We start from the raw sequence: 24,886 nt of genomic DNA on the forward strand, positions 1-24,886 counted from the left end.
ACACACCTTGAAAAGGATTAAGGAAGAACTCACAATGTAAACCATACACTTTCACAGACATTAGGTACTTTTTCCTCCGCCTGCAACTTGACCCCCTGTACATTTGTAGTCAGTTCCTAAAATCCAACCCATAATCGTCTGTGCACCAAAGACGAACATTATTCCTGCTGCAACGATAAACAACATACCTATGGATACCTTCCCTACAAAGAAGCTATACCCAGTGATAATAATCACAAGTGTCGCTATGGCTTGCGATATCGGACCAGAAAGTTGGGTCACTATGTTACAAATCACACGTGACACTATACTATCGTCCTTAGTTTGCTCAGCGGCAGCCACTGGGCTTACCAGCGTAAACATACAACACAACATGAAGCACCAAAGAAACGTCCTCTTCATTCTAAAAACCTTTAAAATCACCATTCATGGGCATTGTATGTTAGTAATGCTAAAAAATCTATGATCATGAAATAAGCAAAATGCTTAAAATAGTCACAAGCCTACCTTATACAGAGCACTCCAGAATGCTGCAGGTCCTTCAAAACGGTTGTCGAGACAAGATAATTAATAAATTCTTCAGTCCCTAGAATGGTGGAAAACCAGTTATGAAAACCCGAGAAATACAGCAGGCATTTTATTTGCCACTCGTTCCTTGGACAACCTTCGCGCCTTTGCATTCATAAGCCTTACCATCACCAAGTATCCAACCCATAATCGTCTGTGCACCAAAGACGAACATTATTCCTGCTGCAACGATAAACAACATACCTATGGATACCTTCCCTACAAAGAAGCTATACCCAGTGATAATAATCACAAGTGTCGCTATGGCTTGCGATATCGGACCAGAAAGTTGGGTCACTATGTTGCAAATCACGCCTGACACCACATCACCTGTACCACTCGCAGCTTGTGCTCCCGCCGGCTGTACAGACAAGAGCATGCAACATAGCATTAAATAGAATACTACTATTTTATTCATTCCCTATTTCCTCCTAAGCAAGTATCTCAGGAGACTCTATAGCAAAATTGTTAAATCATTACTCATTCATTGGGATAAAAAAGAAATCTCTTACCACTTAACTGCAGATCCAAAGGAAAGATCATTCGAAAAAGAAATACTTGAGAAAAGCAAAGAGCACATAACTAATCCCTCAGGGAGGGCGATCATGGTTTTACTTTTAACGCCTCCATAAACGCACTCTGCGGAATGTTTACCTTTCCTATGCTATGCATTCTCTTTTTACCTTTCTTTTGCTTTTCAAGGAGCTTCATCCGTCTTGTTCTGTCACCGCCATATAATTTTGCAGTAACGTCCTTCCTATATGGATTGACCGTTTCCCTTGCGATGACCTTCCCTCCTATTGCAGCTTGTATTGCGATTTTATACTGCTGTCTAGGAATCAATTCTTTCAGGCGCTCACATATTTCTCTTCCGCGCTTTTCCGCATTTGGACGATATATCATAACTGAGAGGGCGTCTACCTCTTCACCGTTAATGACGATGGAAAGCTTCACAAGCTCGCTCGAACGATAACCATGAATCTCCCAATCCAGACTAGCATAACCCTTCGACACAGACTTCAATTTATCGTAAAAGTCAAAAACTATTTCAGAGAGCGGTAAGCCATATGTAAGAATCGCTTTGTTATCTACATAAACCAGATCAATTTGTTCACCTCGTTTCTCATTACACAAGTTTATAACTTCCCCTATGTAATCCCCGGGTAACATTACAGAGGCTTTTATCCAAGGCTCCTCTATATGATCTATTTTGCTTGGGTCAGGCATCTCCGTTGGATTGTACAACTCTAAAACGGAACTATCTTTCATGTGAATCCTATACACGACACTTGGCGCCGTGAGAACAAGAGCCAGATCGAACTCTTCATCTAGTCTTTGTGTAATTACCTCCAAGTGCAACATACCAAGGAAGCCACATCTGAAACCATGCCCCAAAGCCGATGAAGACTCTGATTCAAATGTAAAACTTGAATCATTTAGATGAAGCTTTTCCAAGCTCTGACGCAGCTTTTCGAACTCATCTGAACTGACTGGAAAAAGGCTACAAAAAACAACCGGCCGAAGCTGCTTGAATCCAGGCAAATGTTCCGTACATGGGTTTTTCGCATCTGTTATCGTATCACCAACATTACAGTCCCTCGCATTCTTTATCGACGCAGTTAAAAATCCTATTTCACCTGCCCTGAGCTCAGTTACATTTCTTTTCTCTGGAGTAAAAATTCCGACCTTTTCGACACAGTATTTGTTTCCATTTGACATCATTTCAATTGTCATACCGCTTTTTATTGAGCCATTTTTTACACGGACGAGTATCACAACACCAAGGTAAATATCGTACCAGCTATCAATCAGTAGGGCTTGAAGCCGTTCACTTACATCACCTTCTGGTGGTGGTATGTATTTCACAATGCTCTCAAGCAAATCAGCGATTCCTGTGCCTAATTTAGCAGAGACCTCAACAGCATTTTCTGTGCTTATACCAATCACATCTCTTATTTGCGCTCTTACCCTTTCTGGTTCGGCCGAATCTAAATCAATTTTGTTAATCACTGGTATAATAGCATGATCATTGTCTATTGCTTTATAAACATTTGCGAGCGTTTGAGCTTCTAAACCTTGAGTTGCATCCACAATGAGCAAAGAACCCTCACATGCTGCAAGAGATCTACTCACTTCATATGAAAAGTCCACGTGGCCTGGTGTATCAATCAAGTTGAGCACATAATCTTCATTATCCTTAGCGGTGTACTTGAGCATTACCGTCTGAGACTTGATTGTGATACCTCGCTCTCGCTCTATTTTCATTGAGTCAAGCAGTTGCTCCTTCATTTTTCTGGGATCTACGGCTTTGCACTCCTCCATTAATCTATCGGCAAGTGTTGACTTACCATGGTCTATGTGAGCAATGATTGCAAAGTTCCTAATGTTTTTCATGAAATCTTTCTCAGTACGGATATTCAGGGCAACTGGTCAGAAGAGACAAGATACACTGCACCTTACATACATCCATAAGTTGCACACATTCGAAATAGTCAGGCTTCTAAAAGCGCCACAGCAACCCTAAATCACCAGGAGTATAACATTAGAGTAGCTAAAAGTACTCACCTAACGGAGCTTTATCTTGTAGCTACACTTTTTATCATGGCGATGGCGTTATTTAAGCCATATAGCGCAAAAAATGATCCTATTCTTGGTCCCTCGTTCTGACCAAGCAATATCTGATACAGCACCTGAAACCATCCTTTTATGTCTGAAGAATACCCTTCTTCCTTGCCAACAAGGTATACAACACGTTGTATGTCATCCGCTGTAGCATCGGAAGGAATTTTACTTAGTTCCCGAGATAGGGCAAGCAATGCCTTTGCCTCACTGTCAGTTGCTACTCTGTAAATCTTATTTGAACCTACGAAGTCTCTATAATATGCAATTGCATGATCGACCAACCTTCCCAGTAAAGAATCATTTTCAGGCGTCGCAGCTGGACTGTAACGTTGTATAAAACCCCAAAGTACACTGGAATTCTCAGGATTACATGCAGAAGCAAGATTCAAAAGCAACGAATAGCTAATTCCCTTTGTTATGTTTCGGTCCTTTGCATCAATGAAGCTAAGAGGATTTGTCAGATCACCCTCCTCGAAAGACTCAGAAAAACGCAAGTAATCGTCAACACTTCGTGGAATAACATCGAAATACAGACGCTTCGCCCTCTTGGGATTCTGAAACATAAAAAACGCTAAACTCTCCCAAGGAGCGTATTTAAGCCATTCCTCTATCGTCAAACCATTACCTTTGGACTTCGAGATTTTTTTGCCTTCTTCATCGAGAAAGAGTTCATAAACAGAAAGTTCTGGGGGTTCAGCACCTAGTATGCGCGCAACTCTTGCGGACAAAACCGCAGAAGGAGTTAAGTCTTTTCCATGAAATTCAAAATCCACGCCAAGTGCTGCCCAACGCATCCCCCAGTCCACCTTCCACTGCAACTTGCAGTTACCTCCAGTTACAGGAGATTCAAACAATTTTCCGCACTCCGGATCTTTGTACACAATGCTATCTTCTTTAAGTTCGACAACTTCCGCTTGAAGCACTTTACCATCCCTGACCGGAAGAAATGGACTATATGTCTGTTGTCGTTCATCACCAAGTGTTGGCTTTATTAAGTTCAGAAGCTCTTGGTTATGCTTTAATGCAAGGAGTAATTGTTCATTGAACAGACCAGATTTATAGCACTCAGTGGAACTTTTAAACTCATATTCAAAACCGAAAAGATCCAAAAAGGACATCAGCCTTGCATTCATATGCGCACCATAACTCTCATGCGTACCAAAGGGATCTGGAATTGAAGTCAGTGCGTATCCAAGGTATTTCCTTACTTCGTCGGGGTTGGGGACATTGTCAGGCACCTTTCTTAGTCCATCCATATCATCAGAGAAACAGATAAGTTTCATTTTTACATCAGGAGAAAGATATTGCAGTGCTTTCATAACCATTATGGTTCGCACCACTTCTCCGAATGTTCCTATATGAGGTAAACCTGAAGGACCATATCCAGTTTCAAAAAGTATTATCTTGCCATCTTTTATCCTAGGTAGTAGTTTCTTTGCCTCTTCTATTGGCCAGGCAGTTTGTGTTTCCATTTCCAATTGGTAAGGAGCTTCCGGACTGAAGCATTAATGTTAGCACAAAAAACGGTAGCCGCATCTAGTGAGAACACTCTTCCAAATTAGTTGGAATTTTGTTTGAAGTAATATATTTAAGAAATAGTCAATAAAAATTAAGAAAAAGAAAAAATAATTTTTAAATTTATTTACTTTCATTGAACTCCGTGCTATAATCGACATGTTATTAATTATTTTCTTTATGAGACACGAAGCGAACAAGACCTGTATCACTTATCCTCATTACTGGTCTCAAATTTGTCCAATGGGTTTTTTAATGTCTATAAATATGTGTAATATGTTATCTCTTTGTAATGTTTGGTCTAACATGTCAGAGACGGATAATAGTATAAAACATAACTCCGTCAGGGACTTCATAAATAGCTTCACAGATCAACTTTACCAGGAGAAACTGATACCATGTTAAACGCAAATATTCGCACAATGTTGTCTCGGATACGCGAGGCAAGAAGAGCTATACTCACATCTACGGGACTCAGCCCATCTCAAAAAATAGAACAATTTAGAATAGCACTGTTCCAGCAACTTAGCGCTGCACCTGAAGCGGTGGCGGGACGAGTATCCCCAGCTGTAGAGACAGTGGATAAAGCAATCCAGAGTGCTGGACCATCCGGTGCATATTCCCTGGCATCTGCCTTTCTCACTAATGGCGAAATTAGCCGTAGAGCAGCACATACTGCATATACACATATAGATTACGCAGCAATGAAAATCCCGCTGTCCAAGGAAGCTGCATCAAGTAATCTGCCCAGCTGCATTATGAGAATGTACTGCACTTTCATAAAGGATGCCGTTGAAGGAGATCAACAGAATAGATCGAATCCCAGCACAACACTGACCTCCTCGGCACCTGAAAGTGCCCAAGGAAAATGCATCCAACAATAGCTTGTATGGGCCCAACTGCTGAGCTGCCACTTGTACTGTTACAGTGGAAGTGGCGGCCAGTACTGATGTTCAGCTAAATTGGTATTTGAATACATCTGAGTGCATAAAAATCTGGCAGAGCTGTCGTTTGCTTTGTCACAGAAAACCATAGCAGTTAGTACTACCATTTAGCTGCATTACCGCTCAGACACACCTTTGCCCACATACACTACAATACGGATCCCGCATGATAACTGCACTTCTGAAACGATTATTAAGAATGTCACAGAAAATAAGTTTACCTGCTTTTTCTGGGTTAATATGCAAAATTTCCTGAATTACTTTCATTGCCTGAATGCTTCCTATTGTATTGACTGCAGCACCAATCACTCCACCGTCCTCACATGAACCTTTAAAACAAGCTTCCGGCTCTCCTGGACAGAAACACCTGTAACAGGGTGAGTCCTCAGAGATAAAAGGTTTGAGCACAATAACATACCCGGAATAGCCTGTAACACCAGCAGAAATCAAAGCTTTTTTTTGAAAAAAGCACAACTCATTGAGATAGAACCTAGTCTTGAAATTGTCCGTACAATCAACAACTACTTCACATCCTTCAATCACTTCCGGGCAGTCCTGTATTCGCATTGGATAGCAGAAGATCTTACAATCCGGATTAAATGCATTAAGCCTCCTTTTAGCCGCATATACTTTAAGCTGCTGCACCGAAGAATTCTCGAAGAGAAACTGCCTATTCAGATCAGACTCAGAGACCCTATCGAAATCCACAATAACAATTTCACCCAACCCAGCAGCAGCAAAATTGTACAAGACTGAACATCCAAGGCCTCCTGACCCAATGACTGCAACTTTCGCGTCAAGAAGTGTATACTGACCCTCTTTCCCGAAAAGACCAAAGTGTCGTAAGTATCTACGATTCACGAAATAGTCCTCCAATTATGAGTGCATCATTCTCTCACTCCGAACACCAGGAAATCAATTGCTCCTCGCATTGATCCAAGAAGAAACCGCGGAACAGGACACTTGTTCAAGTATGACACTGACTTCATGTAATCCTCAAACATTTGAAAAGACCTGGATAATGTTCAAAACGATCGATAACCTGTTATCATACCTGGAAATTGGAATTCTAATCAGGTGAACACTGACGTTATCATAATAGGAGCTGGTCCTGTCGGGATATTTACAGCTTTTCAGGCTGGTATGTTAGGTATGCGGGCGCACGTAATTGATTCGCTACTCTCGATCGGTGGCCAGTGTACGGCACTTTACCCGGAAAAATTCATATACGATATACCTGGGTATAAACAGATCACTGCTGCTGCGCTTATTTCGAATCTAGCCGAGCAGGCTGAGAGATTTAATCCAACATACCATACTGATCAGTTTGCCACACACATGGATAGGTTGGACACATCCTTTGTAGTGAAAACAAGCAAGGAAATTGAGATTACCGCTAAAGCAGTCATTATAGCGGCAGGAGCAGGCGCATTTGATTATAATAGGATTCCAATAGAATCGAGTCATGTTTATGAAGGAAAATCTCTCTTCTATAGCGTGAAGGATCCGAGTATTTTCACTAGTAAGGTTGTTGTTATAGCCGGTGGTGGAGATTCTGCTGCGGATTGGGGTTTGATCCTGTCTAAGCTAGCGAGAAAGGTGTACTTGATCCACAGACGTTCGAAGTTTAGGTGTTCAGACAGTACATTTAAAGACCTAAAGTCCCTAGAAGAAACAAAGAAACTTAAGATACTCACACCATATCAAATTACTGGTTTAAGGGGAAGCGGAGGCCAAATCTCCCACATCGAGCTTGGTGGGCTTACTGGTGAATCAGTCACCTTAGAGGCTGATTATCTACTAGCTTTTTTTGGCCTCAAGCCATCGTTACGACATCTCGAAGAGTGGGGCATAGAGATCACTCACAATTGCATTAATGTTGATCCACTTACCTGCAGTACAAACATTAAGGGTGTGTACGCAGTTGGGGATGTAGCACATTACGACTCAAAATTAAAACTCATCCTTTCTGGATTTTCCGAAGCGGCAACTGCATGCCATCACATCCGCGAAACAATTATAGGCGGAGATGTGTACAATTTTCGCTACTCCACAAACATGAACGAAGTCTTCAGATGAGAAATATGCAAGCTCTATCCTGGCGCTAGAACGTGTCTTCTAATTGTTTTACTAAACTAGTGTTAAGTTAGAAGAGTCAGAGGCCAACCGTCCCGTTTGAGAGCCAAACCTTGCTGTGTGATACCAGGATTAATATTTGGAATCTCTACTGGCACCCTAACAGATGCAACTCATCTAGAACAACCTTCAACAGAGCAATTCCCTCAATGTTGATAGGAGTTTTTCGTGCGCAACAGTCATTTGTTGACCAGTCTCCATTATTCTTACGGTCGACTCACCCCTTGAAAATTCTTCCTCACCAAGAATGACTGTAACTGTGCTTCTTTCAGCACGTTTCATTCTCGACTTAACACTGAGCCCATAGCACATATCGGCGCATAATCCTTCACTGCGCAGGTAAAACAGTAGTTTTAGCGCCTCCCTTTCTGCAATTTCCCCGATGGGAACAATCGAAACGATCTTATCACTCGTAGGTGCCAAAACTGGCATTATATCGATTAAACGCTCAATCCCCGCAGCAAACCCAATTGATTGTACTTTTTTTCCGCCCAAATTCTCTGAAAGTTGCTCATATGCTCCACCTCCCAAGAGGGCATCCTGCGCACCGAGATCAGGACTAGTAAATTCGAAAATTAAACCAGAATAATAATCTAATCCTCTGACCAACCTATGATCTACAGAAAACTCAATATCGAGGAGCTTCAGTATATCACAAATTGATTCAAATTCCTTTAGAGCATCATCAGTATGGTAATCCAGAATTCTTGGCGCGCCCACCACAATTTCCTTCTCAGATGGATCCTTCGAGTCTAATATTCTCAACGGATTCTTTTTCAATCTGAGCAAACTATCAGCTGAAAGGTGCTCTTTGTACTGTTGAAAATAGTTGATGAGTGCAAGTTTATACTCTTCACGAGTTCTAGAACAACCAAGTGAATTAACACGTATTTCACACCTTATTCCAATTTCTTTAAGGAACGACTTTGCTAAAACTATAGCTTCAACAGCCCAAAGATAATGCTTTGCTCCGATCCATTCAAAATTCACCTGATGAAATTGCCTATATCTCCCTTTTTGTGGTCTTTCATATCTGAATAGCGGACCAAAAGAAAATAACCGAACAGGTGATTGAATATGCTGAAAATTCTCCACGAATGCTCTAGTGACAGCAGCGGTAAATTCTGGTCTTAGACAAATATTGTGACCACTTTTGTCCTGAAACGAATAGATCTCTTTATTTACTACGTCTGACGTTTCACCAAGGTTCCTAATAAAAAGCTCTGTATGCTCAATTATCGGAGTCTCAAGCTCAGTAAACAAATACCGAATCGAAAGATTCTTGGCTACCTGCTCAATGAGACGCATCTTTTCTAACTGCTCACCAAACAGATCCCTAGTCCCTTTGACATTATTGATTTTTATACTCATCCTCTGTCCATAGTTTCATAGATAACGCATGCAAGCCAAGTTTGAAGTGCGCCTCAAGTATTTTGAAAACCATTCTGTGTCTAGAAATTTTTGATAGACCCCTAAAAGAAGGTGATACAACAATTACCTCGAAGTGAGAAGCTTGAGAGTGATTAACATGTCCCATGTGATCCTCTGAAACATTTTTCACTTCACAGAAAATAACATTCAGGAAATTGCATATAGAATTTTTAATTTGTTCAGATCTCGCACTCTCATCAATAGACATAGTTTTAAAATAACCCGCCTTGGATACAAAGTCAGAAACACCTACTACCAGATGAGGTACATTGTAATGCAATTTTGTAGAGCTAGTGTAATACTTTTGAATAAAAATATAGAGAACCTAAAGTCAAAACCCCAACAAGAATCAAAGGAATCGCAGCTGAAAGATTATTACCTGTCACTGCAATAAGAAACATTGTAAAAGCTGGTGCCATACCTCCAAACAGCGCACTTGAGATATTTCGGGAGATTGCCAGTCCTGTATAAGAAATCTCAGCAGGAAATATTTCATACACGGCGGTGCTCACGGGCCCCAATGAGAACCCCACTATCACCACAAACAAGATTTTTGCAATAATAATATTCCCCAACCCCCCGCTTTCTATGAGAAAAAAGATCGGATACGCAGACACAATCGCGAGTATTGCAGCTAATGAGAGTATTAGTCTCCTACCGAAGAAATCAGATAGTAGCGCCGAAAACAAGGTCAACACAGCAAGCAAAAGCAAGAACATTAGATGTACTAATCCAACGGTTGCACCAGAAAACCCCATTTTATTTGCAAAATAAACATCCAAGAAAACAAGAAAAAGATACAGACTTGTTTCTTCCAAACTGTCTATTCCAATTGAAACAAAAAATGCCTTCTTATATTCACCAAAGAGTTTCGTTACAGGTAGGATGTCAGACCTCTTGACACTCTCGAAGACTGGCGTTTCGCCAAGTGTATTTCTAAGAACTGCACCCAAGACACCGACACATGTTCCTATAACAAAAGGTACTCTCCAACCCCAACTCAAAAACGCTTCCTCAGGAATTATGTTTCTACATATCAGAACCACGACACTGCTCATTGCAGCACCTATCACTGCACTGAGCACCTCAAAACTGCCAAAGAATCCCCTATACTTCTGAGGACTGCATTCTATCAAGAAGAGTACATTTCCAACTTCCCCACCAAGAGCAAATCCTTGAATTAATCTAATCAAAATAAGCAGGACAATCGCCGACGTACCAATACTGTGATATGTCGGTAAAACCGCTATCATCCCCACAGGCAAGAACATCATCATCAGGGATAGCAGAACCCCAATTTTTCTACCGTATTTGTCTCCTATGTGCCCAAAAAAAACCGCCCCTATTGGCCTCATCAAGAAACCAACAGCAAATGTTCCAAAAGATGAGAGGAGTTGTGTTACCGGGTTAATTTCAGGGAAGAATAAGATATTAATGATACCTATAAGGTGACCATAAAGTGCATAGTCGTACCACACGAGGCTGTTACATAGAAGGGTTACAATAATTTGTTTAATGAACCCAGACTTCTCGGACACGGCACGCTACTACAGTAGATCGGATAGATAAACTAAAATCTAGACTTTCTAGATATAGCATATTACCAGAGCAAGTCCAAACAAAGGATAAAAACCCGAATGAGAAACTACTCTCTTCTTAGGCCAAGCTCTAGATTCCAAAAACCCTTGGACTAGAAGGTAGCTTAAAACGCTTTACATGTCCATTGTTATGTAAAGATATAAAGCATTAGTAGTTCCTCTCCTGACATGAAACATGCTGTCACTGTTCAGGGTGGAGTTGAATTGACTAGGGCATAAGTATTCTGCTATCAGTAGATGAGGCTCCGTTTCCATATAAATGGCACATTCATCAAGAATCTTACACACACTCAGGAATGCTTGTAGGAGTAAAACGGTCTGGTTGATAATCGGTCTTGTAGCTACGCGTAGTCTGTTTTACGAGCCGTTCATCATACCTTCGGGCTCGATGAAGAAGACGCTTCTGGCTGGGGACTATATAGTGGCTTCTAAGTATGCGTATGGATATAGCAAGTACTCGTTTCCCTTCTCTCCGTCTTTTATAAAGGGAGACCCAAGAATTCTATATAAACCGCCAAAACGCGGAGACGTAGTCATATTCAGAAACCCGCACAAGGACAACACAAATTATGTCAAAAGAGTCATTGGACTACCAGGAGATAGAATCCAACTGATTGGTAGCAGAGTTTATGTGAATCACAAGCCTATAAAAAGAGTTGAAGACGGAATTTTTATGGACTCTAGCACACCAGAAGTACAAAGTTTCACAGAAATTCTTGATACCGGGCTTGCATACCCAGTGCTACAGAAAACAACTGATGGACCAGCAAACAACACCGGTGTGTACTATGTGCCACAAGGACATTTTTTCGTTCTTGGTGATAATAGAGATGATTCTACAGATAGTAGATTCCTCGCAGCTGTAGGCTTCATTCCAGCAGAGTATTTGGTCGGCAGAGCAGAGCGTGTTCTGTTTTCGTTCCGTATAGGAGAGAGCAAATTCATACCGATAAAACTACGCTTGGAAAGAACATGGAAATCGCTTCGTCCAGAGGAGCTCGGCCAAAAAAAGAGATAAAACTACCTAGGAAGGCATGACCAGATCGAGTAGTAAGTTCTTGGAACCCTACCTTTCCTATACTGGAAGCGAAAGCGTTATATCATCTATTAGGCCAGAAGTGAGCATCTTAACACAAAACATCATGCTATAATCTGCCCCGACAGCGTCTCCGCGTCACTACAACCAGTTATCTTGGCGCGTATGATACCAGTATCATCACTTACGGCGCTACCTAGTCTCACGAGACAAAAATTTTCACTCCTTCCAACATTATCTCTCTCAAGTACAAGGTTATGTATGCTACCGACTTGCATGGTATTGAATATTTGCAAATTCTCTTTTCCCAATTTTATAAGCTTCCTCGCACGTCCCTTTTTTACTACTCCGTCTACTTGAGGCATTAAGGCAGCCTTTGTTCCTTTTTTAGGCGAAAAAGGAAAAACGTGTAGGTATGGAATAGCGAGCCTTTTGATTAACTCATAACTATTATGGAACATTTCTTCACTCTCTGTTGGAAACCCCACGATTATGTCGGCACCAAAACCAGTTTCCGGCCGAACAGCCAAAATCTTTGAATGAAATTCAACAACCTGTTCAGGAGTGTGTCTCCTTTTCATCCGCTTCAGGATAATGGAATCACCTGACTGTATGCTTAAGTGCAAGTGCGGCATTAGACGAGCCTCGGTAGCAAATAACTCGATGAAATCATCACTAAGCTCAGAGACATCCACAGAAGATAAACGCAATCTCTTTAGCTCTGGAACATCATTTAGTATCTTTTTTAGCAAATAAACTAACGCCGGTTTCCCAAAAAGATCTTTCCCATAATCAGTAATATCAACCCCGGTAAGCACGACCTCATTTATACCAAAAGCGACTATTTTACGCACTTCCGAAACAATTGTCATAGCATCTGAAGAGCGATTCTTACCCCTGGCAAGGGTGATTGCGCAAAAGGTGCAATCATGATCGCATCCATTTTGAATCTCAAGAAAAGCCCGTTTACGCACAGCGGAAACCACAGGCATCATTGTGCTAGAAAAAGCAGTCTCGGATGCATCAGTTATGTCGGCAACTGCTATCTTTTGTTCAGAAGCATAGTTTTCGGCTTTTAGTTTTTCAACATTACCAAGAACCTTAAAAACTCCTGGCATACGTGAATATGCATGAGGGTCAAGTTGAGGACCACAACCAACCACTATAATCTTCTTACTAGGTTCATCTTTGTGACACTTTCTTATCTTTTGTTTTACCTGACGCACAGCTTCATTTGTTACAGCACAGGTATTAATGATGATACACTCTCTACTATCTCGGATACCTACGAGGTTTTTAATGAGGTCACTCTCATAAAAATTCAGACGACACCCAAAAGTAATAACTTTCACCATGAATTTATTGGAAAAGCCAGGTAGGTTAAAAATTACCACCTTTATTGTGACAAAAGATACCCTTGCAAAATTTGATCATGTACAAAATCCTGTTTTTACAGGAATACTCAACTTTGACAAGACTAACTAAGCTTGTTCACAGTCTTGCATTGCTAAAAATTCAACCAAAACTATAATAGTCGTTACAAATAGAAGGCCAAAGCAACACCTGGAGGCTTCATAGCCTGAACTATTTATTTACTCTTTGCCACTACTTTTATTCAAATGGGCGATGAAAAGACACAGATTATTAGCCGTGTTGGACAAAGTAATAATATACGTTTCCGAAGAAAGCATTACACTATTCGAGACGACAAGCGAAGACGGCAACATCATCTCATGTAAAAGCGTAGACCTACAAAAAATCGCGGAGATAGTAAACTTCAGTGACGCTACTTGTTACATCATATATTGCCCTTCAAAGCCTGGTCAGAGATTTTTTACAAGGGATTTTCCCTTCATATCGTATATCAACATAAACTCCTTATTGAAAAGAACAATACTCGAAGAAGAGTGCGGACACTACGATTTATGCGAATACTTTCCCAGTAGCAAAACCGCGAATAGGTTGTTTTACTCGTTTGTATGCTCGAATGTAAACCCAGAAGTTGAACTATTCATTAATAGTGCGGGTAAAAAGTGCAAGGGAATCTTTTTCCCCTTTTTAGAAATGGGAGAGATCTCAAAAAATATATTTGGCCCCTTCAACAGATTACAAAGAGAGAATGTGGTTCTCGTCTACAGTCCTACACGCACCTTGACTGTCGTTCGACTCACTAAAGAGCATATCCCACTAGAAATAATAAACATAAAACTAGAGCAAAATACCCCAACAAGAATTGGCGGGGAGATATTGCAGAAAATTGAAGATCTTTCTCTCAGGAAAAGCAGCAATATTGCCGTTATAGCAACTAAAACGATAAATCAAATCATAAAAGGCGAAGAAAAACTTGCTGACATGTTTTTACTTACGCCATACGAAGCAGCGATACTACTCAAAGTTGAAAAATTCTTTAGAGAAGATGAGGAAAGGGGTGAGCTACTTTTTGCTACAAACATACTCTTGGGAAAAACAAAATATAGAACATTACCAAGAAAACATGCACTCATGGAAAGACAACGTTCTAAGGAAAAGGGCCTTTCTGTAGGAAGCCTCTTCATGTTTCTCTTAATAGCCCTAATAGTCTTTTTTGGTGAAATAAAATTACATAACTATGCAAACAAAAACAACATAATTTCTAAGGAGATACTCCACCTGGAAAAAGTAATAGAAAAATTAAGACTGGATCTCGATAATTACGATGCACGGTCTAAAGAAAAAATAAAGCTCTATAAAGTTTTCCAAAGCCCTAATAAATCTCCCGTAGACTACTTAAGAAAACTAGAAAATCAAGTTTCGCTAAAGAAAGTACGCATCGAATATGACGAGGAAAACGTAGATCCTGAGAAGCGAATCACACTATACGTTGAAGGAAACGCATACGTGGAAATAGCTGCAATAACGGAGGAGTTAAAGAAATACTATACGAATCATTGCTTAACTTTAAATGGTAAGGTGATAGCACCGCAGTAGGGGAGAAACACACTGTGTCCAGATATTGTCTAAAGTATGGTTTACTTTTACTCTCGCTCATTCTTTTATGTGGGTCTGCACTATACTACAATACCCGTATTTTGGAAGTTACCCATCAGCTAAGACTAAATAAGTGGGAAACCATTAAGCAACAGTCTGACATCGAAAGGACGAAAGCTGAAATCAGAAAATTAATAACAGAGGACTCTCTCGCAACACAGATTATCTTCGCAAACAAAATAGAGAATCTAAACCTCTTATTTGAACTTATCAGGGATGACTATGAACTTGAAAATTATAACTTCCTTGTTAAAAACTCCATCAAGATAGACACGGTAAAGCAATCCTCATTCTATGACGTTATCTTAACTGATGTAACACTCTCTTTTAGTACGGATTCCAGAATGAGACTCTATATGTTTCTGGATGAGGTTATTAGCAAGATACCAGGGCATGTACACATTAAATCAGTAGCCTTTACAATGATAGAAAACACCCTATATGCGGTTCTGGACCTCGGAATCTATACACTAAGTGTAAAAAACCTTTAATCTATGAAAATGTTGTATACTTTAATAGGGATAGTATATTGAGTAAAGAACGTTATAATCAGAATTATAGGAAGCAGCCGTTTCATAGTTCGTTTTGAATTAGTATATCCGACTTTGCTACTTTGTTGCCCAAGAATATGAATTTCGCAGCTATAAACACTGATGTTACCAACATACGAACTTAAGAGACAACTTGTATTGTCACTTGGAGATTCTGCGCACAAAGTAGCAGGAGAAGTTCTTGAAAAGTTTTTCGGGAGAGTAGAGTCAAGATACATACGTGTCAGAACGCAAAATGCAGGCGTAATCTTAGCAGACATCTTAGCTCCTGACACCAGTACTATCATCAAGGTCCAAATCATTTTTGAAGCGCACGCTAAACCCGTCCCGCTTGCATCAAGCGGGCAGCACTTTGGGTTCTTGTATGACACAACAGTCTCGGTAACTCCTTCAGACACATTTTCTGCATGGATTTTATCCAGGATTGCTTCACAGGAAGATGGATGCACCCCCGGAATAAAAAGTCGCTATGAGATAGCAATAAAAAACCTTAGTGGGCTAAGGAGAAAATCACAGATTTTTGGAATTTTAGGCATCGTTTTTTGCGTGTACTTTATCATTGCAATAACTGCATCAATAGGTGCCGCTCTAACCAATAATTCTTCACTAAGAAGATACGGATTGCCAACTTTTATTGCACTCACAGCTGTGTTTGCTGCTCTATCAATCGCCTTTGCGGTTGCAACATTTTGCATGAAAAAGGAGATAAAAAAAGCAAACACCAATTTTAGTTGCGTGCGGAGCGAATTATTTGCACTCCATAACGTATCAGTAGGAGAGTTAGCACGATTGTGTAACCAGTATCTACAGGAAAAAGGGATGGAAATAGAGCTAGTCAAACCGGTCATGGAATACGAAGAACCCCTAGAGGTAACAAGTGCCTTCCCTCAAGAAAGTGGAGTGGGACACTGCAGACCCTCTTAGAGCGATAAATGTAAGAACTACCCAGTTTCAAACCTGCAAAAACACATCTTATGTTTCATAGAGCACTCTGATTCAACCTTTTCACAGAAATTAAGACATAATTCAGCCAGGCAACGTATAAATTTTGGATGAGAGGAAAGAGTAGGAACTCTGAAGTATCCTGCCCTAGCTAGTAACGCATATTCGATATCTAGTTCTACGCGTGTCTCTGAATGCTCGGAAACGAATGCTATTGGTACAACCACTATAGGTCGTTCTGAGTGAGATTGTATAGTACTCGCCGTGTCAGGACAAAGCCACTTTGCTTTACCAACTCTACTCTGATAGCACAATTCCCAGTCCAAGTTTTCTATTTTCAAGGCTGCAACTACCCTCCTTACAAATTCTTCTACTTGGAATTTATACGGATCACCAGCCTTAATAACACTCAACGGCAGGCCATGCGCTGAAAATAAAATAATGGGTTTCCCAAAAGCACATGCCTCGGCGTAAATCGGTAGAATAGTTTCCACATGTGCCTCTATAAAGAGCTGGTTATCATAGTAACAACACACAACTTGCGTTGGAATACGCAAGACCTTTAAACACTGTTCTATTGATGACAAAGAAGTAGTGGTGGAAAATTGAGGATAAAGTGGTAACAGAATAGCCTTTGCAAATTCTCCTCCATTGATTCTGGTTGCGCTTTGCTGAATAAACGGGTGCCAATGCCGCATAGCAACAAAAACCTCATATTGGGGACCAAGTAAGTCCCCAAGAAGCTTCGCCTGCATATTTGTCTCAGGCAATATCGACGACTTACCACCCATCTTGCTATATATCTTGCAAGCTTCGCGAAATCTCTTACGGGAAATCCACCAAGCAAGACAAAACCTGAACGGGTTGGGCAAATTAATGATCCTACGATCACAAAAGAGATTAAACAAAAAGGGCCGCACAGCATCAAGGGAGTCGGGACCCCCAAGATTAAGCAAGACCACAGCTACTTTACTCATACAGTACCCTTAAATTCAAATCTAGCACAGTACAACACTAACGGCTGGACCCGACACCACCGATCACACGCCCAACAATAAGTGGCCGCAAGGAGGAATAGTCTCACACAAACTAATGGCAGGAAAGGAAAACCATCATGCGCAGCTCGAGCACCTTCCTTCAGCTTCTTGAAGCACCTCCGCGCTCTCTAATTGGCACCCAGGCTCTCTTTCTCCTGTGCGACGCCCTTCACCAGGCATACCCAAGACTCTTCGCACAACAGCACCAAAGCCCGCGCCAATGCCTCTTTGCATACCCTCTGGTAAAACGCAGGTAACTGGCTCGATCAGTTGATAAAAACTATATATTGCTTGGCACACAACATCACGAGAACCACCAAAAGGATATTCTCGCCCGTTACGAGTACATAAAGCAAGACTATCAATGATAACAGCAATAGGTAATTCAATAATGTTCAGTGCAAGCATCGCAACCCAAAACGGCACAGAAAGCAATGCACCAAGACAGTGCAAGGCTTTTTCCCCAGGAGTAACAACCGGACAACTATGCTCTTCCGGCTCAGGAACATGCCTATCGAACGCAAAAAATCTTGACAACCTCATGCCAGGAACAAGCTTACACAACATGTTCCTGCTTTCCACATGACCAGGAATGTTAAAGTGCATGCCATAACCACCCATCCTGTTAAAGGATTGATCATAGTCATAGTCCGCACAACAGTCCCTACGCCTATCAAGTACCCTAAGCAAGGTGCAGATCAGCATCATGAGCGCCATACAAATTACCACTGCGGTCGCTACTCTCGCCCACGGATTAGTGATAGCCTTCTTGAAGGCGAGACGCTCTAGCAAGACACATATAACGCCCATACACACCAACACTTCCAGCGTTGGGACGAAATTGTTATACATTGCATAGAGTCCCTCACGTTTTTTTTGAGGTCCTGATCCACCTCCAGGCACGGCAGATCTGATAACAGCACCATTACTCGCAACAATGGCACCGATGAAGAAATTGGTTATTCCCCTAAAGCCGCACAAAATGGACTTTTGCAGCATCTTAATATTTACTTTTTGCATGAGATAAACAGAAAAAATAGAAAAACCACTCAACTAAAAGCACAACCAACGGACCTCTCCAACAAAATTAGGAGACAGCTAGCACATCACACAACGACCCAAGGTTAAGCCATTTTCTTTATATGGCCAGAAAGTCTACTAACAATCCGGGCGGCCCTGTTCTTATGTAGAACACCCTTCGTAACACCCCTGTGAATCTCCGGCTGGGCAACCCGCAACGCCTCAGCAGCAGCCGATTTAGGACCAACAGCGATCGCCTTTCTTACCTTCCTCACAAAAGTCCTTATACGGCTCATACGCATCTTGTTGACCAAAGTCCTTCGCTTGATCTTGCGAACCATCTTTTTCGCGCTAGCAGTGTTTGCCATTCCTCTACATCATTTATTTTGTACTCTAATGCCGACAAGACAACTGATTGATATCAACCGCAAGCCTGCAGCTGCCATGGTACAACACCTATAACGGTATTTCAATAATCTTGTTTCTGATACAACAGTCAGCAGTCATATAACCTTTACCTTTGATAAGCGCTTCCTAGCATCAGCAATTGATGTTATAACCGGCTTCATTTGTACTCAACAGCAATTTTTTCTACGTAAAAAATTGGTCAGAAACGCAAAAAGCTCTTTTCACTGATGGACAAATCAGTTGAGCGACTTCCCAAAAAGGCCCTAATACAAACATTGACTAGCAAAATTGCTAACGCTCCACCGTATGACTACAAATGTGTAAACTCGCATGTACAAATACTCGACTATGGATCGTGTAGAAAATCGAATACTGTGTTACATGTACCAAAATGGATGCAGAAAGCTATAAAGAGTGAAACCAAAAATCATCTGTGCAGTGGATAATCCTGATTTTGGATATTCATACTCACTAGTGAGCAGCATATTGGAATACGTGCATGTCATAAAACTTGGGTTAGAGTTCTTTTCTTCATGCGGTATTGCAGGTATTGAGAAAGTTGCTGCTCTTGGGCTGCCAATTTTTCTGGACCTCAAATTGCACGATATTCCCAATACAGTTGCTAGGACTATCAGCGTTATCAAACAGATTGAACGTGTTGAGTTCCTTACCGTCCATATCACTGGTGGTATGGAAATGCTTGCAGCTGCTAAGGAAGCACTTCAAGGTACTAAGATACTCTTAATTGGGGTCTCTGTTCTGACAAGCCTCGTACAAAAGGATCTGGAAAATAACGGTATTGAGATTCCCCTGCTAGAATACGTAAAAAAACTGTCTGTATTTGCAAAAAAATGCTGTCTAGACGGTGTCGTATGCTCAAACCAAGAAGCTCCCACGGTGCGAGATGCTTGTGGAGAGGAATTCATAATCGTCACGCCAGGAATTGCAAGTAAATACTCTGATGATCAAAAAAGGGTCTCTCAAATTTCAGCACTAAAAAACAGCGTTTCCGATTATGTAGTCATTGGGAGGGCTATAACACGTGCATCAGATCCGGTAAAAGCAACCAAGGAAATAATTTCTTCACTCACAAGGGAATAGGCTGCCACAATATATTCAATGTGCACCGGTCAGAAGCACCGAAACTATTTCTCGTCAGTGCTCCTATGTTTTTGCGCAACATTGCACAGTTGCACAATCAGTGAGAAAGCAAATGCGAAGTATAAGTAGGACTTCTCGAACTCGATATGCAACCCTTCCAAGAACAAAAGAGCACCTATAGATACAACGAATACAAGCGCAAGTGTTTTTAATTCTGGAAAGCGTTCTATCCATTTAGATACAGAGCCTGCCATGACAATCATAAAAATGATCGTTAAAGTGAAAGCCAACCCTATAAGAAAAGTATTCTTGGTAATCGCAACTGCTGTAAGAATAGAATCTACTGAAAAAACGAGATCTATAAATGCAACGTAACACACAGCAAGAAAACCATTTTTTGCTTCGTAGTGAATATCTTCCAGACTAACACATTGCACAAGTTCTCTTATACCTTTAAACAGGAGAAACGCCCCACCAGCGAGAAAAATTATATCCTGCAATGAAAGTGAGTAGCACACCGGCTCTTTAAGCGCTAGAACAAACGAGACGCAGAGGAGCATAACCAGACGTAGTAAAAGGGCAAGTCCGAGCCCAATATACCTTATAATGCACCCATTACGCATTTTACCTGTGATAATTGCGATGAACACGATGTTATCTACGCCAAGCACTATCTCAAGAAATAAAAGGACTACTAAGACGCCCAGCTCAGAAAACACCTTGACAATCAAACCAAAAATCACGAAAATCCGCCGCCCACACGCCAAAGGCTAAAACTACTTAAGCAACAAATCAGACCACTATACTCTAGCAGATGGTACAAAGCGCTATCAAGATACCAAGGCTGATATAATACCTAAATTCAAAAGCACCTAATTTCATACTGATTTTTCCACAGATTTGCTTTTTTTGTCAGATAAATCTGAAAAAATTATTACGCAGCACTATATTCTTATTACATAATACCATACCTGTATCTAGAGAGAGCAGGATTGATAAAACACCGACGGTACCAGACACGGACAAAGCATAATTTGCGTCTACCTCAAAGAAAAGAATACGAAACATAATGTAGGTATCACACATTGCAAAACCCCACACGCTACTTGTAGGTTAGGAAAACGCAAAGCACAGATAAGGTTGATATTATTATATTTATTTTGATAATTTATTATTACACCTTTTAAACTGCCTTATTGACCGTAAATAGATCAATTAGGTATAATACAACCTGTCTGTCAGGCACCTTTAGCATGCAAAAGTCTCTTCAGCTTTCCCTAGATGAGTCAACAAAAGCACAAGCTACAACTTCCAAACTTACTGCCCGTGAAAGATTGGAAATCCTGTTCGATGATGGGAAATTTGTGGAGATTGATAGCCTAGTTCGCCACAGGTGTACCAATTTCGGACTCGAAAAAAAATCTGTGGATGGAGATGGTGTAATTGCAGCACATGGTCAAATCAATGGGAGAAGTGTCTTTGCGTATTCACAGGATTTTTCAGTGTTTGGCGGGTCACTCAGTGAAAGGAATGCTGCGAAGATCTGCAAAATCATGGACCTTGCAGCCAAGACTCGTGCCCCTATCATCGGGATAAATGACTCTGGCGGTGCAAGGATACAAGAAGGTGTTGACTCCTTAGGTGGATACGGAGAGATATTCTTGCGCAATGTCCGACTCTCCGGTGTTGTGCCACAAATTTCACTGATTATGGGGCCATGTGCTGGTGGTGCTGTGTACTCACCCGCATTGACCGACTTTATTTTCATGGTTAAAGAGACGAGCTATATGTTCGTTACCGGACCAAAAGTCGTAAAGACTGTTCTCAAGGAAGATCTTACACAAAATGAGCTTGGTGGTTCCGAGATACACACGAAAAAATCAGGCGTATGCGACAGAGCATTTGAAAATTCTGTTGAGCTGCTTATTGCGGTGAGAAATTTTCTTGATTTTCTACCGCAAAACAACACCGAAACCCCACGTCAGAGAGAGTGCACCGACCCCGTCTGCAGGCAGATCGAATGGCTAGATCGTGCTACTCCGGTAGTATCAAACTTACCGTATGATATGAGCAATATCATAAGGGCAATAGTCGATGATGGGGAGTTCTTTGAACTTTCGCCTGATTTTGCAAAAAACGTATTGACTGGTTTTGCTCATATTGGCGGGATTCGTATAGGTATCGTTGCAAACCAACCATCTGTTCTAGCAGGTTGCCTTGATATCAATTCTTCCAGGAAAGCAGCGCGCTTTGTTCGTTTCTGTGATGCCTTTAACATCCCGATCCTTACGCTCGTCGATGTACCAGGTTTCTTGCCTGGATCTTCTCAGGAGCAAAATGCCATTATAAAACACGGAGCAAAATTGCTTTATGCATATGCCGAAGCAACGGTCCCAAAAGTGACACTCATCATAAAAAAAGCTTATGGTGGTGCCTACATAGTGATGGGATCGAAACATCTTGGTGGAGACGTGAACTTTTCATGGCCGAATGCAGAAGTTGCTGTGATGGGGCCGGAAGCAGCTGTAGAAATCGTATTTAGGCGAGAAATCGATACACCAAACAAAATCGCGGAATTAGCAGCAGATTACAGAACACAGATTGCAAATCCAAGAGTACCCGCTGCACGTGGATATTTGGACGATATAATCAAACCTTCGGATAGCAGAAAAAAAATAGTAGAAGCCTTCAGAATGCTGGCTAGCAAGACGATGGAAAAACCATGGAAAAAACACGACAACCTTCCACTCTAGCCAGCACCATAGGTCAAACGAACCGATGAAGTTATGACAGACCGTAACGTCTGTATGAAACCCGAATTATACTCTAGTTAGTTTTTATGTGATAGCATTGCGTAGAATCGTCTGTGCTGCCTATGCGTCTGCCTTTCTTATTACTTGCCATTCTAGTTCTAAGTGCGGAATTTACTACTGCAAATCCTATCATGGAATACTTTTTAACAATGAGTTATGTGGAGGGTGGTATGGAGCCTTGCGCGTCCGTTGTTGAACGACTTGGTGACTCCAATAGAAGGACACAGTTTTTACGTGTGCTTGCACCTACCCTTGCAGCCATACAATCAGTGGGAAAAAATTCTATAGACACTGAACAGGTGACTAGGATACTTGAAAGGGCTGTTCTCTATTGCAACGCTTGTCCCTCTGCAACCTTTGGCGTGGCTCTGATTAATGCTGCGAGAAATACTGATTCAACAAGATGGTGCAAGGGTCAAGCTGAAAATAGACTCCATCGAAGCGCGAATAGCCCTAGTACTAGCACAACCTCACTCTCAAATAGAATTAGCAAGAGAAGTGATACCCAAAGACAGCGCTACGATAATAACGGCAATAATCCGAACAACAGACGCTCTAATCGTTCTAAAAATGGCTCAGACAGAAACGATGATGTGAAAATCATTGAATAACACGCTAGTCTCACTTCGGAAGCATGAATATGGATATCCATGTTTGTTGCCTTGGAAGTAAGCTAAAAGGGCTTCTCGTAGTATTCAAATTCTGAAAGCATCACAGATTCTCGTGATGATATTTTGAAATGTAGGTTTATAGGTGCTACCATTGCACTTTGTCCCTTGCATGCGAAAATGCGCTTTTTGATTCTCTTGCTGTTGTGGTTTACATCTGTGGATTTTGCATACTCTTACAGCCTGGAAGATGCATTTCACGACACCCTGCTCAATAATGATACAGTAAAATCGTTATCCCAACAGCACGAGCTAGCATTTCTGGGAAGAAGAATGGCTGTTTCAGAACTCCTTCCAACAGCCTCACTTGGATTACTACATGATTTTGACAGAGAGTTTTGGGCACCCGTAGGAAGCGCTAAAACAAATCCTGTAATCTGGCTGACTGTGACACAGAGTATTAGTAATCCCTTTGCACCACTGTCTAAGTTATTCCTAGCAAAACATGAGTATCTCAATGCGACCTTCCTATACGCCGATGCTATCCACAATGTTATGTTGCATGTCATGCATGCCTACCTGGAAGCAATCAAAACTGAAGAGGTTCTTGCACTGCACAAAGAAACCGTGCGCGCACTGGAGATAAATCTAGATGCAGTGCAAAAGTCGTTGAAATTGGGCGAAAGTACAAAGGGAGAGCTAGCATATGCAAAAGCCAAACTCTTATCGGCACGATCTCAGTTTCTGGAAAGTAAAAGTAAAGCCGAAAGTAGTAGAGCTTCTCTCTGCCACCTAGTTGGAAGAAAAAGCATACAAACAAAGCTCGAAGACCCTATCTTGAAGGTGGAATATCTGCCACAGACTCTACAGGAGTGTGTTATTCTTGCATTTGCAAATAACGCTCCTATAAAAGCGGCAAGGAACGCCATAGAATCGGCAAAATTGAAAATAGTAGAAAGTGTGGGAAGGTGGCTTCCTGCAATGAGCCTCGAGGCAAAATTACATTATGTGCCCGCTAAAAAAAGCATATCTGGTGGGTTTCGTAATATTAGTACACAAACAACAATGAGTATCAGTCTACCGCTCTTCACAGGAGGCAGAGACACTCTAGCCGTAGCAATGGCGTATGAAGACAAGTCTCTTAAGGAACACGAATATCACGCAAAAAGTAAACTTCTAGAGGAAGAAGTACGAAATACATGGAATGATTACCACAATGCCTTACTTTTCGCCTCTGCATTAAAAGAACTTGTCAAAGCAAGCAATATTGCCGTTGATAGTATCAGACAAGAAGCACATCTTAATCTTAAAAGCAATCTAAACGTGATAGATGCTGAGTTGGAGTTACTAAAGTTCAAGACGCAACTCAGGCAGGCAGAAGCCGCAAAGGTAGGTGCATTTTACAAACTTCTTTTTATGATATACGGAAACGAGACACTAGACATGTTGCTTAGGGAAGATTTCAACGCATCCACACAACAAAAATCATGACTTCCGTAAAAGTAGATCCGGTCTCACTTTATCAAACGC

At 41.2% G+C, this 24,886-nt stretch carries 23 protein-coding genes; 10 read left to right on the top strand and 13 right to left on the bottom strand.

Annotation, left to right across the window (positions count from 1 at the left end):
- Window positions 1-60: 60 nt before the first annotated feature.
- From NSE_RS03125 to NSE_RS03140, 4 genes are all read right to left on the bottom strand, one after another.
- On the bottom strand, window positions 61-426 hold the full coding sequence (locus NSE_RS03125; RefSeq protein ID WP_011452149.1) for a TrbC/VirB2 family protein: 366 nt from the start codon (window positions 424-426) through the stop codon (window positions 61-63).
- A gap of 211 nt (window positions 427-637) precedes the next feature.
- Window positions 638-985, bottom strand: a complete 348-nt coding sequence (locus tag NSE_RS03130; RefSeq protein ID WP_011452151.1) for a TrbC/VirB2 family protein — start codon at window positions 983-985, stop codon at window positions 638-640.
- 185 nt (window positions 986-1,170) lie between these two features.
- The gene (lepA, locus tag NSE_RS03135; RefSeq protein WP_011452152.1) at window positions 1,171-2,961 is read right to left on the bottom strand and encodes a translation elongation factor 4; all 1,791 of its coding nucleotides are present in this window, start codon (window positions 2,959-2,961) and stop codon (window positions 1,171-1,173) included.
- A gap of 182 nt (window positions 2,962-3,143) precedes the next feature.
- Window positions 3,144-4,661, bottom strand: coding sequence for a lysine--tRNA ligase (locus tag NSE_RS03140; protein WP_011452154.1), 1,518 nt, complete (start codon window positions 4,659-4,661; stop codon window positions 3,144-3,146).
- A gap of 465 nt (window positions 4,662-5,126) precedes the next feature.
- On the opposite strand from NSE_RS03140, the gene NSE_RS03145 reads away from it, so the two are divergent.
- Entirely contained in the window at window positions 5,127-5,588 is a 462-nt protein-coding gene (locus NSE_RS03145; RefSeq protein ID WP_041917520.1) for a hypothetical protein, read from the top strand.
- Between the two features lie 183 nt (window positions 5,589-5,771).
- On the opposite strand, the gene NSE_RS03150 is transcribed toward NSE_RS03145, so the two are convergent.
- Entirely contained in the window at window positions 5,772-6,509 is a 738-nt protein-coding gene (locus NSE_RS03150) for a HesA/MoeB/ThiF family protein (protein ID WP_011452158.1), read from the bottom strand.
- 216 nt (window positions 6,510-6,725) lie between these two features.
- On the opposite strand from NSE_RS03150, the gene NSE_RS03155 reads away from it, so the two are divergent.
- A complete protein-coding gene (locus NSE_RS03155) occupies window positions 6,726-7,727 on the top strand; it encodes an NAD(P)/FAD-dependent oxidoreductase (RefSeq protein ID WP_011452160.1) in 1,002 nt (333 codons plus the stop codon).
- A 186-nt stretch (window positions 7,728-7,913) separates the two neighbouring features.
- Here NSE_RS03155 and hisS read toward each other — a convergent pair whose 3' ends face one another.
- The 3 genes from hisS to NSE_RS03170 form a co-directional block, all read right to left on the bottom strand.
- On the bottom strand, window positions 7,914-9,155 hold the full coding sequence (gene hisS, locus NSE_RS03160) for a histidine--tRNA ligase (protein WP_011452162.1): 1,242 nt from the start codon (window positions 9,153-9,155) through the stop codon (window positions 7,914-7,916).
- The gene (locus NSE_RS03165; RefSeq protein WP_011452163.1) at window positions 9,136-9,423 is read right to left on the bottom strand and encodes a BolA family protein; all 288 of its coding nucleotides are present in this window, start codon (window positions 9,421-9,423) and stop codon (window positions 9,136-9,138) included. Before NSE_RS03165 ends, hisS begins: the two co-directional genes overlap by 20 nt.
- 82 nt (window positions 9,424-9,505) lie before the next feature.
- On the bottom strand, window positions 9,506-10,753 hold the full coding sequence (locus NSE_RS03170) for an MFS transporter (RefSeq protein WP_011452164.1): 1,248 nt from the start codon (window positions 10,751-10,753) through the stop codon (window positions 9,506-9,508).
- A 319-nt stretch (window positions 10,754-11,072) separates the two neighbouring features.
- Between NSE_RS03170 and lepB the strand changes: the two genes are divergently transcribed.
- The gene (lepB, locus tag NSE_RS03175) at window positions 11,073-11,831 is read left to right on the top strand and encodes a signal peptidase I (protein ID WP_011452165.1); all 759 of its coding nucleotides are present in this window, start codon (window positions 11,073-11,075) and stop codon (window positions 11,829-11,831) included.
- A 122-nt stretch (window positions 11,832-11,953) separates the two neighbouring features.
- Here lepB and mtaB read toward each other — a convergent pair whose 3' ends face one another.
- Window positions 11,954-13,204, bottom strand: coding sequence for a tRNA (N(6)-L-threonylcarbamoyladenosine(37)-C(2))-methylthiotransferase MtaB (gene mtaB / locus NSE_RS03180; protein WP_041917521.1), 1,251 nt, complete (start codon window positions 13,202-13,204; stop codon window positions 11,954-11,956).
- 295 nt (window positions 13,205-13,499) lie between these two features.
- Here mtaB and NSE_RS03185 point away from each other — a divergent pair, with 295 nt between their 5' ends.
- From NSE_RS03185 to NSE_RS03195, 3 genes are all read left to right on the top strand, one after another.
- Window positions 13,500-14,816, top strand: a complete 1,317-nt coding sequence (locus NSE_RS03185) for a hypothetical protein (protein ID WP_227028985.1) — start codon at window positions 13,500-13,502, stop codon at window positions 14,814-14,816.
- Between the two features lie 14 nt (window positions 14,817-14,830).
- Window positions 14,831-15,367, top strand: a complete 537-nt coding sequence (locus NSE_RS03190; RefSeq protein ID WP_011452169.1) for a hypothetical protein — start codon at window positions 14,831-14,833, stop codon at window positions 15,365-15,367.
- A gap of 162 nt (window positions 15,368-15,529) precedes the next feature.
- Entirely contained in the window at window positions 15,530-16,351 is an 822-nt protein-coding gene (locus NSE_RS03195; protein ID WP_011452170.1) for a hypothetical protein, read from the top strand.
- Between the two features lie 17 nt (window positions 16,352-16,368).
- Here the strand turns inward: NSE_RS03195 and hemH are convergent, their stop codons facing one another.
- The 3 genes from hemH to rpsT form a co-directional block, all read right to left on the bottom strand.
- Complete coding sequence (gene hemH / locus NSE_RS03200; protein ID WP_011452171.1) at window positions 16,369-17,346, bottom strand: ferrochelatase; 978 nt, start codon at window positions 17,344-17,346, stop codon at window positions 16,369-16,371.
- A 135-nt stretch (window positions 17,347-17,481) separates the two neighbouring features.
- On the bottom strand, window positions 17,482-18,426 hold the full coding sequence (locus NSE_RS03205) for a hypothetical protein (protein WP_227028940.1): 945 nt from the start codon (window positions 18,424-18,426) through the stop codon (window positions 17,482-17,484).
- Window positions 18,427-18,530: 104 nt separating this feature from the next.
- Entirely contained in the window at window positions 18,531-18,794 is a 264-nt protein-coding gene (gene rpsT / locus NSE_RS03210; RefSeq protein ID WP_011452173.1) for a 30S ribosomal protein S20, read from the bottom strand.
- A gap of 454 nt (window positions 18,795-19,248) precedes the next feature.
- Here rpsT and pyrF point away from each other — a divergent pair, with 454 nt between their 5' ends.
- Window positions 19,249-19,935, top strand: a complete 687-nt coding sequence (gene pyrF, locus NSE_RS03215; protein WP_011452174.1) for an orotidine-5'-phosphate decarboxylase — start codon at window positions 19,249-19,251, stop codon at window positions 19,933-19,935.
- Window positions 19,936-19,979: 44 nt separating this feature from the next.
- Here pyrF and NSE_RS03220 read toward each other — a convergent pair whose 3' ends face one another.
- Window positions 19,980-20,702: a TerC family protein gene (locus NSE_RS03220; RefSeq protein ID WP_227028941.1), complete on the bottom strand. Its 723-nt coding sequence runs from the start codon at window positions 20,700-20,702 to the stop codon at window positions 19,980-19,982.
- A 486-nt stretch (window positions 20,703-21,188) separates the two neighbouring features.
- On the opposite strand from NSE_RS03220, the gene NSE_RS03230 reads away from it, so the two are divergent.
- The 3 genes from NSE_RS03230 (at window position 21,189) to NSE_RS03240 (ending at window position 24,847) form a co-directional block, all read left to right on the top strand.
- Window positions 21,189-22,688: a carboxyl transferase domain-containing protein gene (locus tag NSE_RS03230; RefSeq protein WP_049821611.1), complete on the top strand. Its 1,500-nt coding sequence runs from the start codon at window positions 21,189-21,191 to the stop codon at window positions 22,686-22,688.
- A 122-nt stretch (window positions 22,689-22,810) separates the two neighbouring features.
- A complete protein-coding gene (locus NSE_RS03235) occupies window positions 22,811-23,359 on the top strand; it encodes a hypothetical protein (protein ID WP_081430829.1) in 549 nt (182 codons plus the stop codon).
- 177 nt (window positions 23,360-23,536) lie between these two features.
- Window positions 23,537-24,847, top strand: coding sequence for a TolC family protein (locus NSE_RS03240; RefSeq protein WP_011452179.1), 1,311 nt, complete (start codon window positions 23,537-23,539; stop codon window positions 24,845-24,847).
- Window positions 24,848-24,886: the final 39 nt, after the last annotated feature.

This window comes from Neorickettsia sennetsu str. Miyayama (assembly GCF_000013165.1).
Classification (GTDB): domain Bacteria; phylum Pseudomonadota; class Alphaproteobacteria; order Rickettsiales; family Anaplasmataceae; genus Neorickettsia; species Neorickettsia sennetsu.

Bases quoted from the DNA above. Each gene is read 5' to 3' on its own strand.
- NSE_RS03125 (WP_011452149.1), bottom strand. From the start codon at position 426: ATGGTGATTTTAAAGGTTTTTAGAATGAAGAGGACGTTTCTTTGGTGC.
- NSE_RS03130 (WP_011452151.1), bottom strand. From the start codon at position 985: ATGAATAAAATAGTAGTATTCTATTTAATGCTATGTTGCATGCTCTTG.
- lepA (WP_011452152.1), bottom strand. From the start codon at position 2,961: ATGAAAAACATTAGGAACTTTGCAATCATTGCTCACATAGACCATGGT.
- NSE_RS03140 (WP_011452154.1), bottom strand. From the start codon at position 4,661: ATGGAAACACAAACTGCCTGGCCAATAGAAGAGGCAAAGAAACTACTA.
- NSE_RS03145 (WP_041917520.1), top strand. From the start codon at position 5,127: ATGTTGTCTCGGATACGCGAGGCAAGAAGAGCTATACTCACATCTACG.
- hisS (WP_011452162.1), bottom strand. From the start codon at position 9,155: ATGAGTATAAAAATCAATAATGTCAAAGGGACTAGGGATCTGTTTGGT.
- NSE_RS03165 (WP_011452163.1), bottom strand. From the start codon at position 9,423: ATGTCTATTGATGAGAGTGCGAGATCTGAACAAATTAAAAATTCTATA.
- lepB (WP_011452165.1), top strand. From the start codon at position 11,073: ATGGCACATTCATCAAGAATCTTACACACACTCAGGAATGCTTGTAGG.
- mtaB (WP_041917521.1), bottom strand. From the start codon at position 13,204: ATGGTGAAAGTTATTACTTTTGGGTGTCGTCTGAATTTTTATGAGAGT.
- NSE_RS03195 (WP_011452170.1), top strand. From the start codon at position 15,530: ATGTTACCAACATACGAACTTAAGAGACAACTTGTATTGTCACTTGGA.
- hemH (WP_011452171.1), bottom strand. From the start codon at position 17,346: ATGAGTAAAGTAGCTGTGGTCTTGCTTAATCTTGGGGGTCCCGACTCC.
- NSE_RS03205 (WP_227028940.1), bottom strand. From the start codon at position 18,426: ATGCAAAAAGTAAATATTAAGATGCTGCAAAAGTCCATTTTGTGCGGC.
- rpsT (WP_011452173.1), bottom strand. From the start codon at position 18,794: ATGGCAAACACTGCTAGCGCGAAAAAGATGGTTCGCAAGATCAAGCGA.
- NSE_RS03230 (WP_049821611.1), top strand. From the start codon at position 21,189: ATGCAAAAGTCTCTTCAGCTTTCCCTAGATGAGTCAACAAAAGCACAA.
- NSE_RS03235 (WP_081430829.1), top strand. From the start codon at position 22,811: ATGCGTCTGCCTTTCTTATTACTTGCCATTCTAGTTCTAAGTGCGGAA.
- NSE_RS03240 (WP_011452179.1), top strand. From the start codon at position 23,537: ATGCGCTTTTTGATTCTCTTGCTGTTGTGGTTTACATCTGTGGATTTT.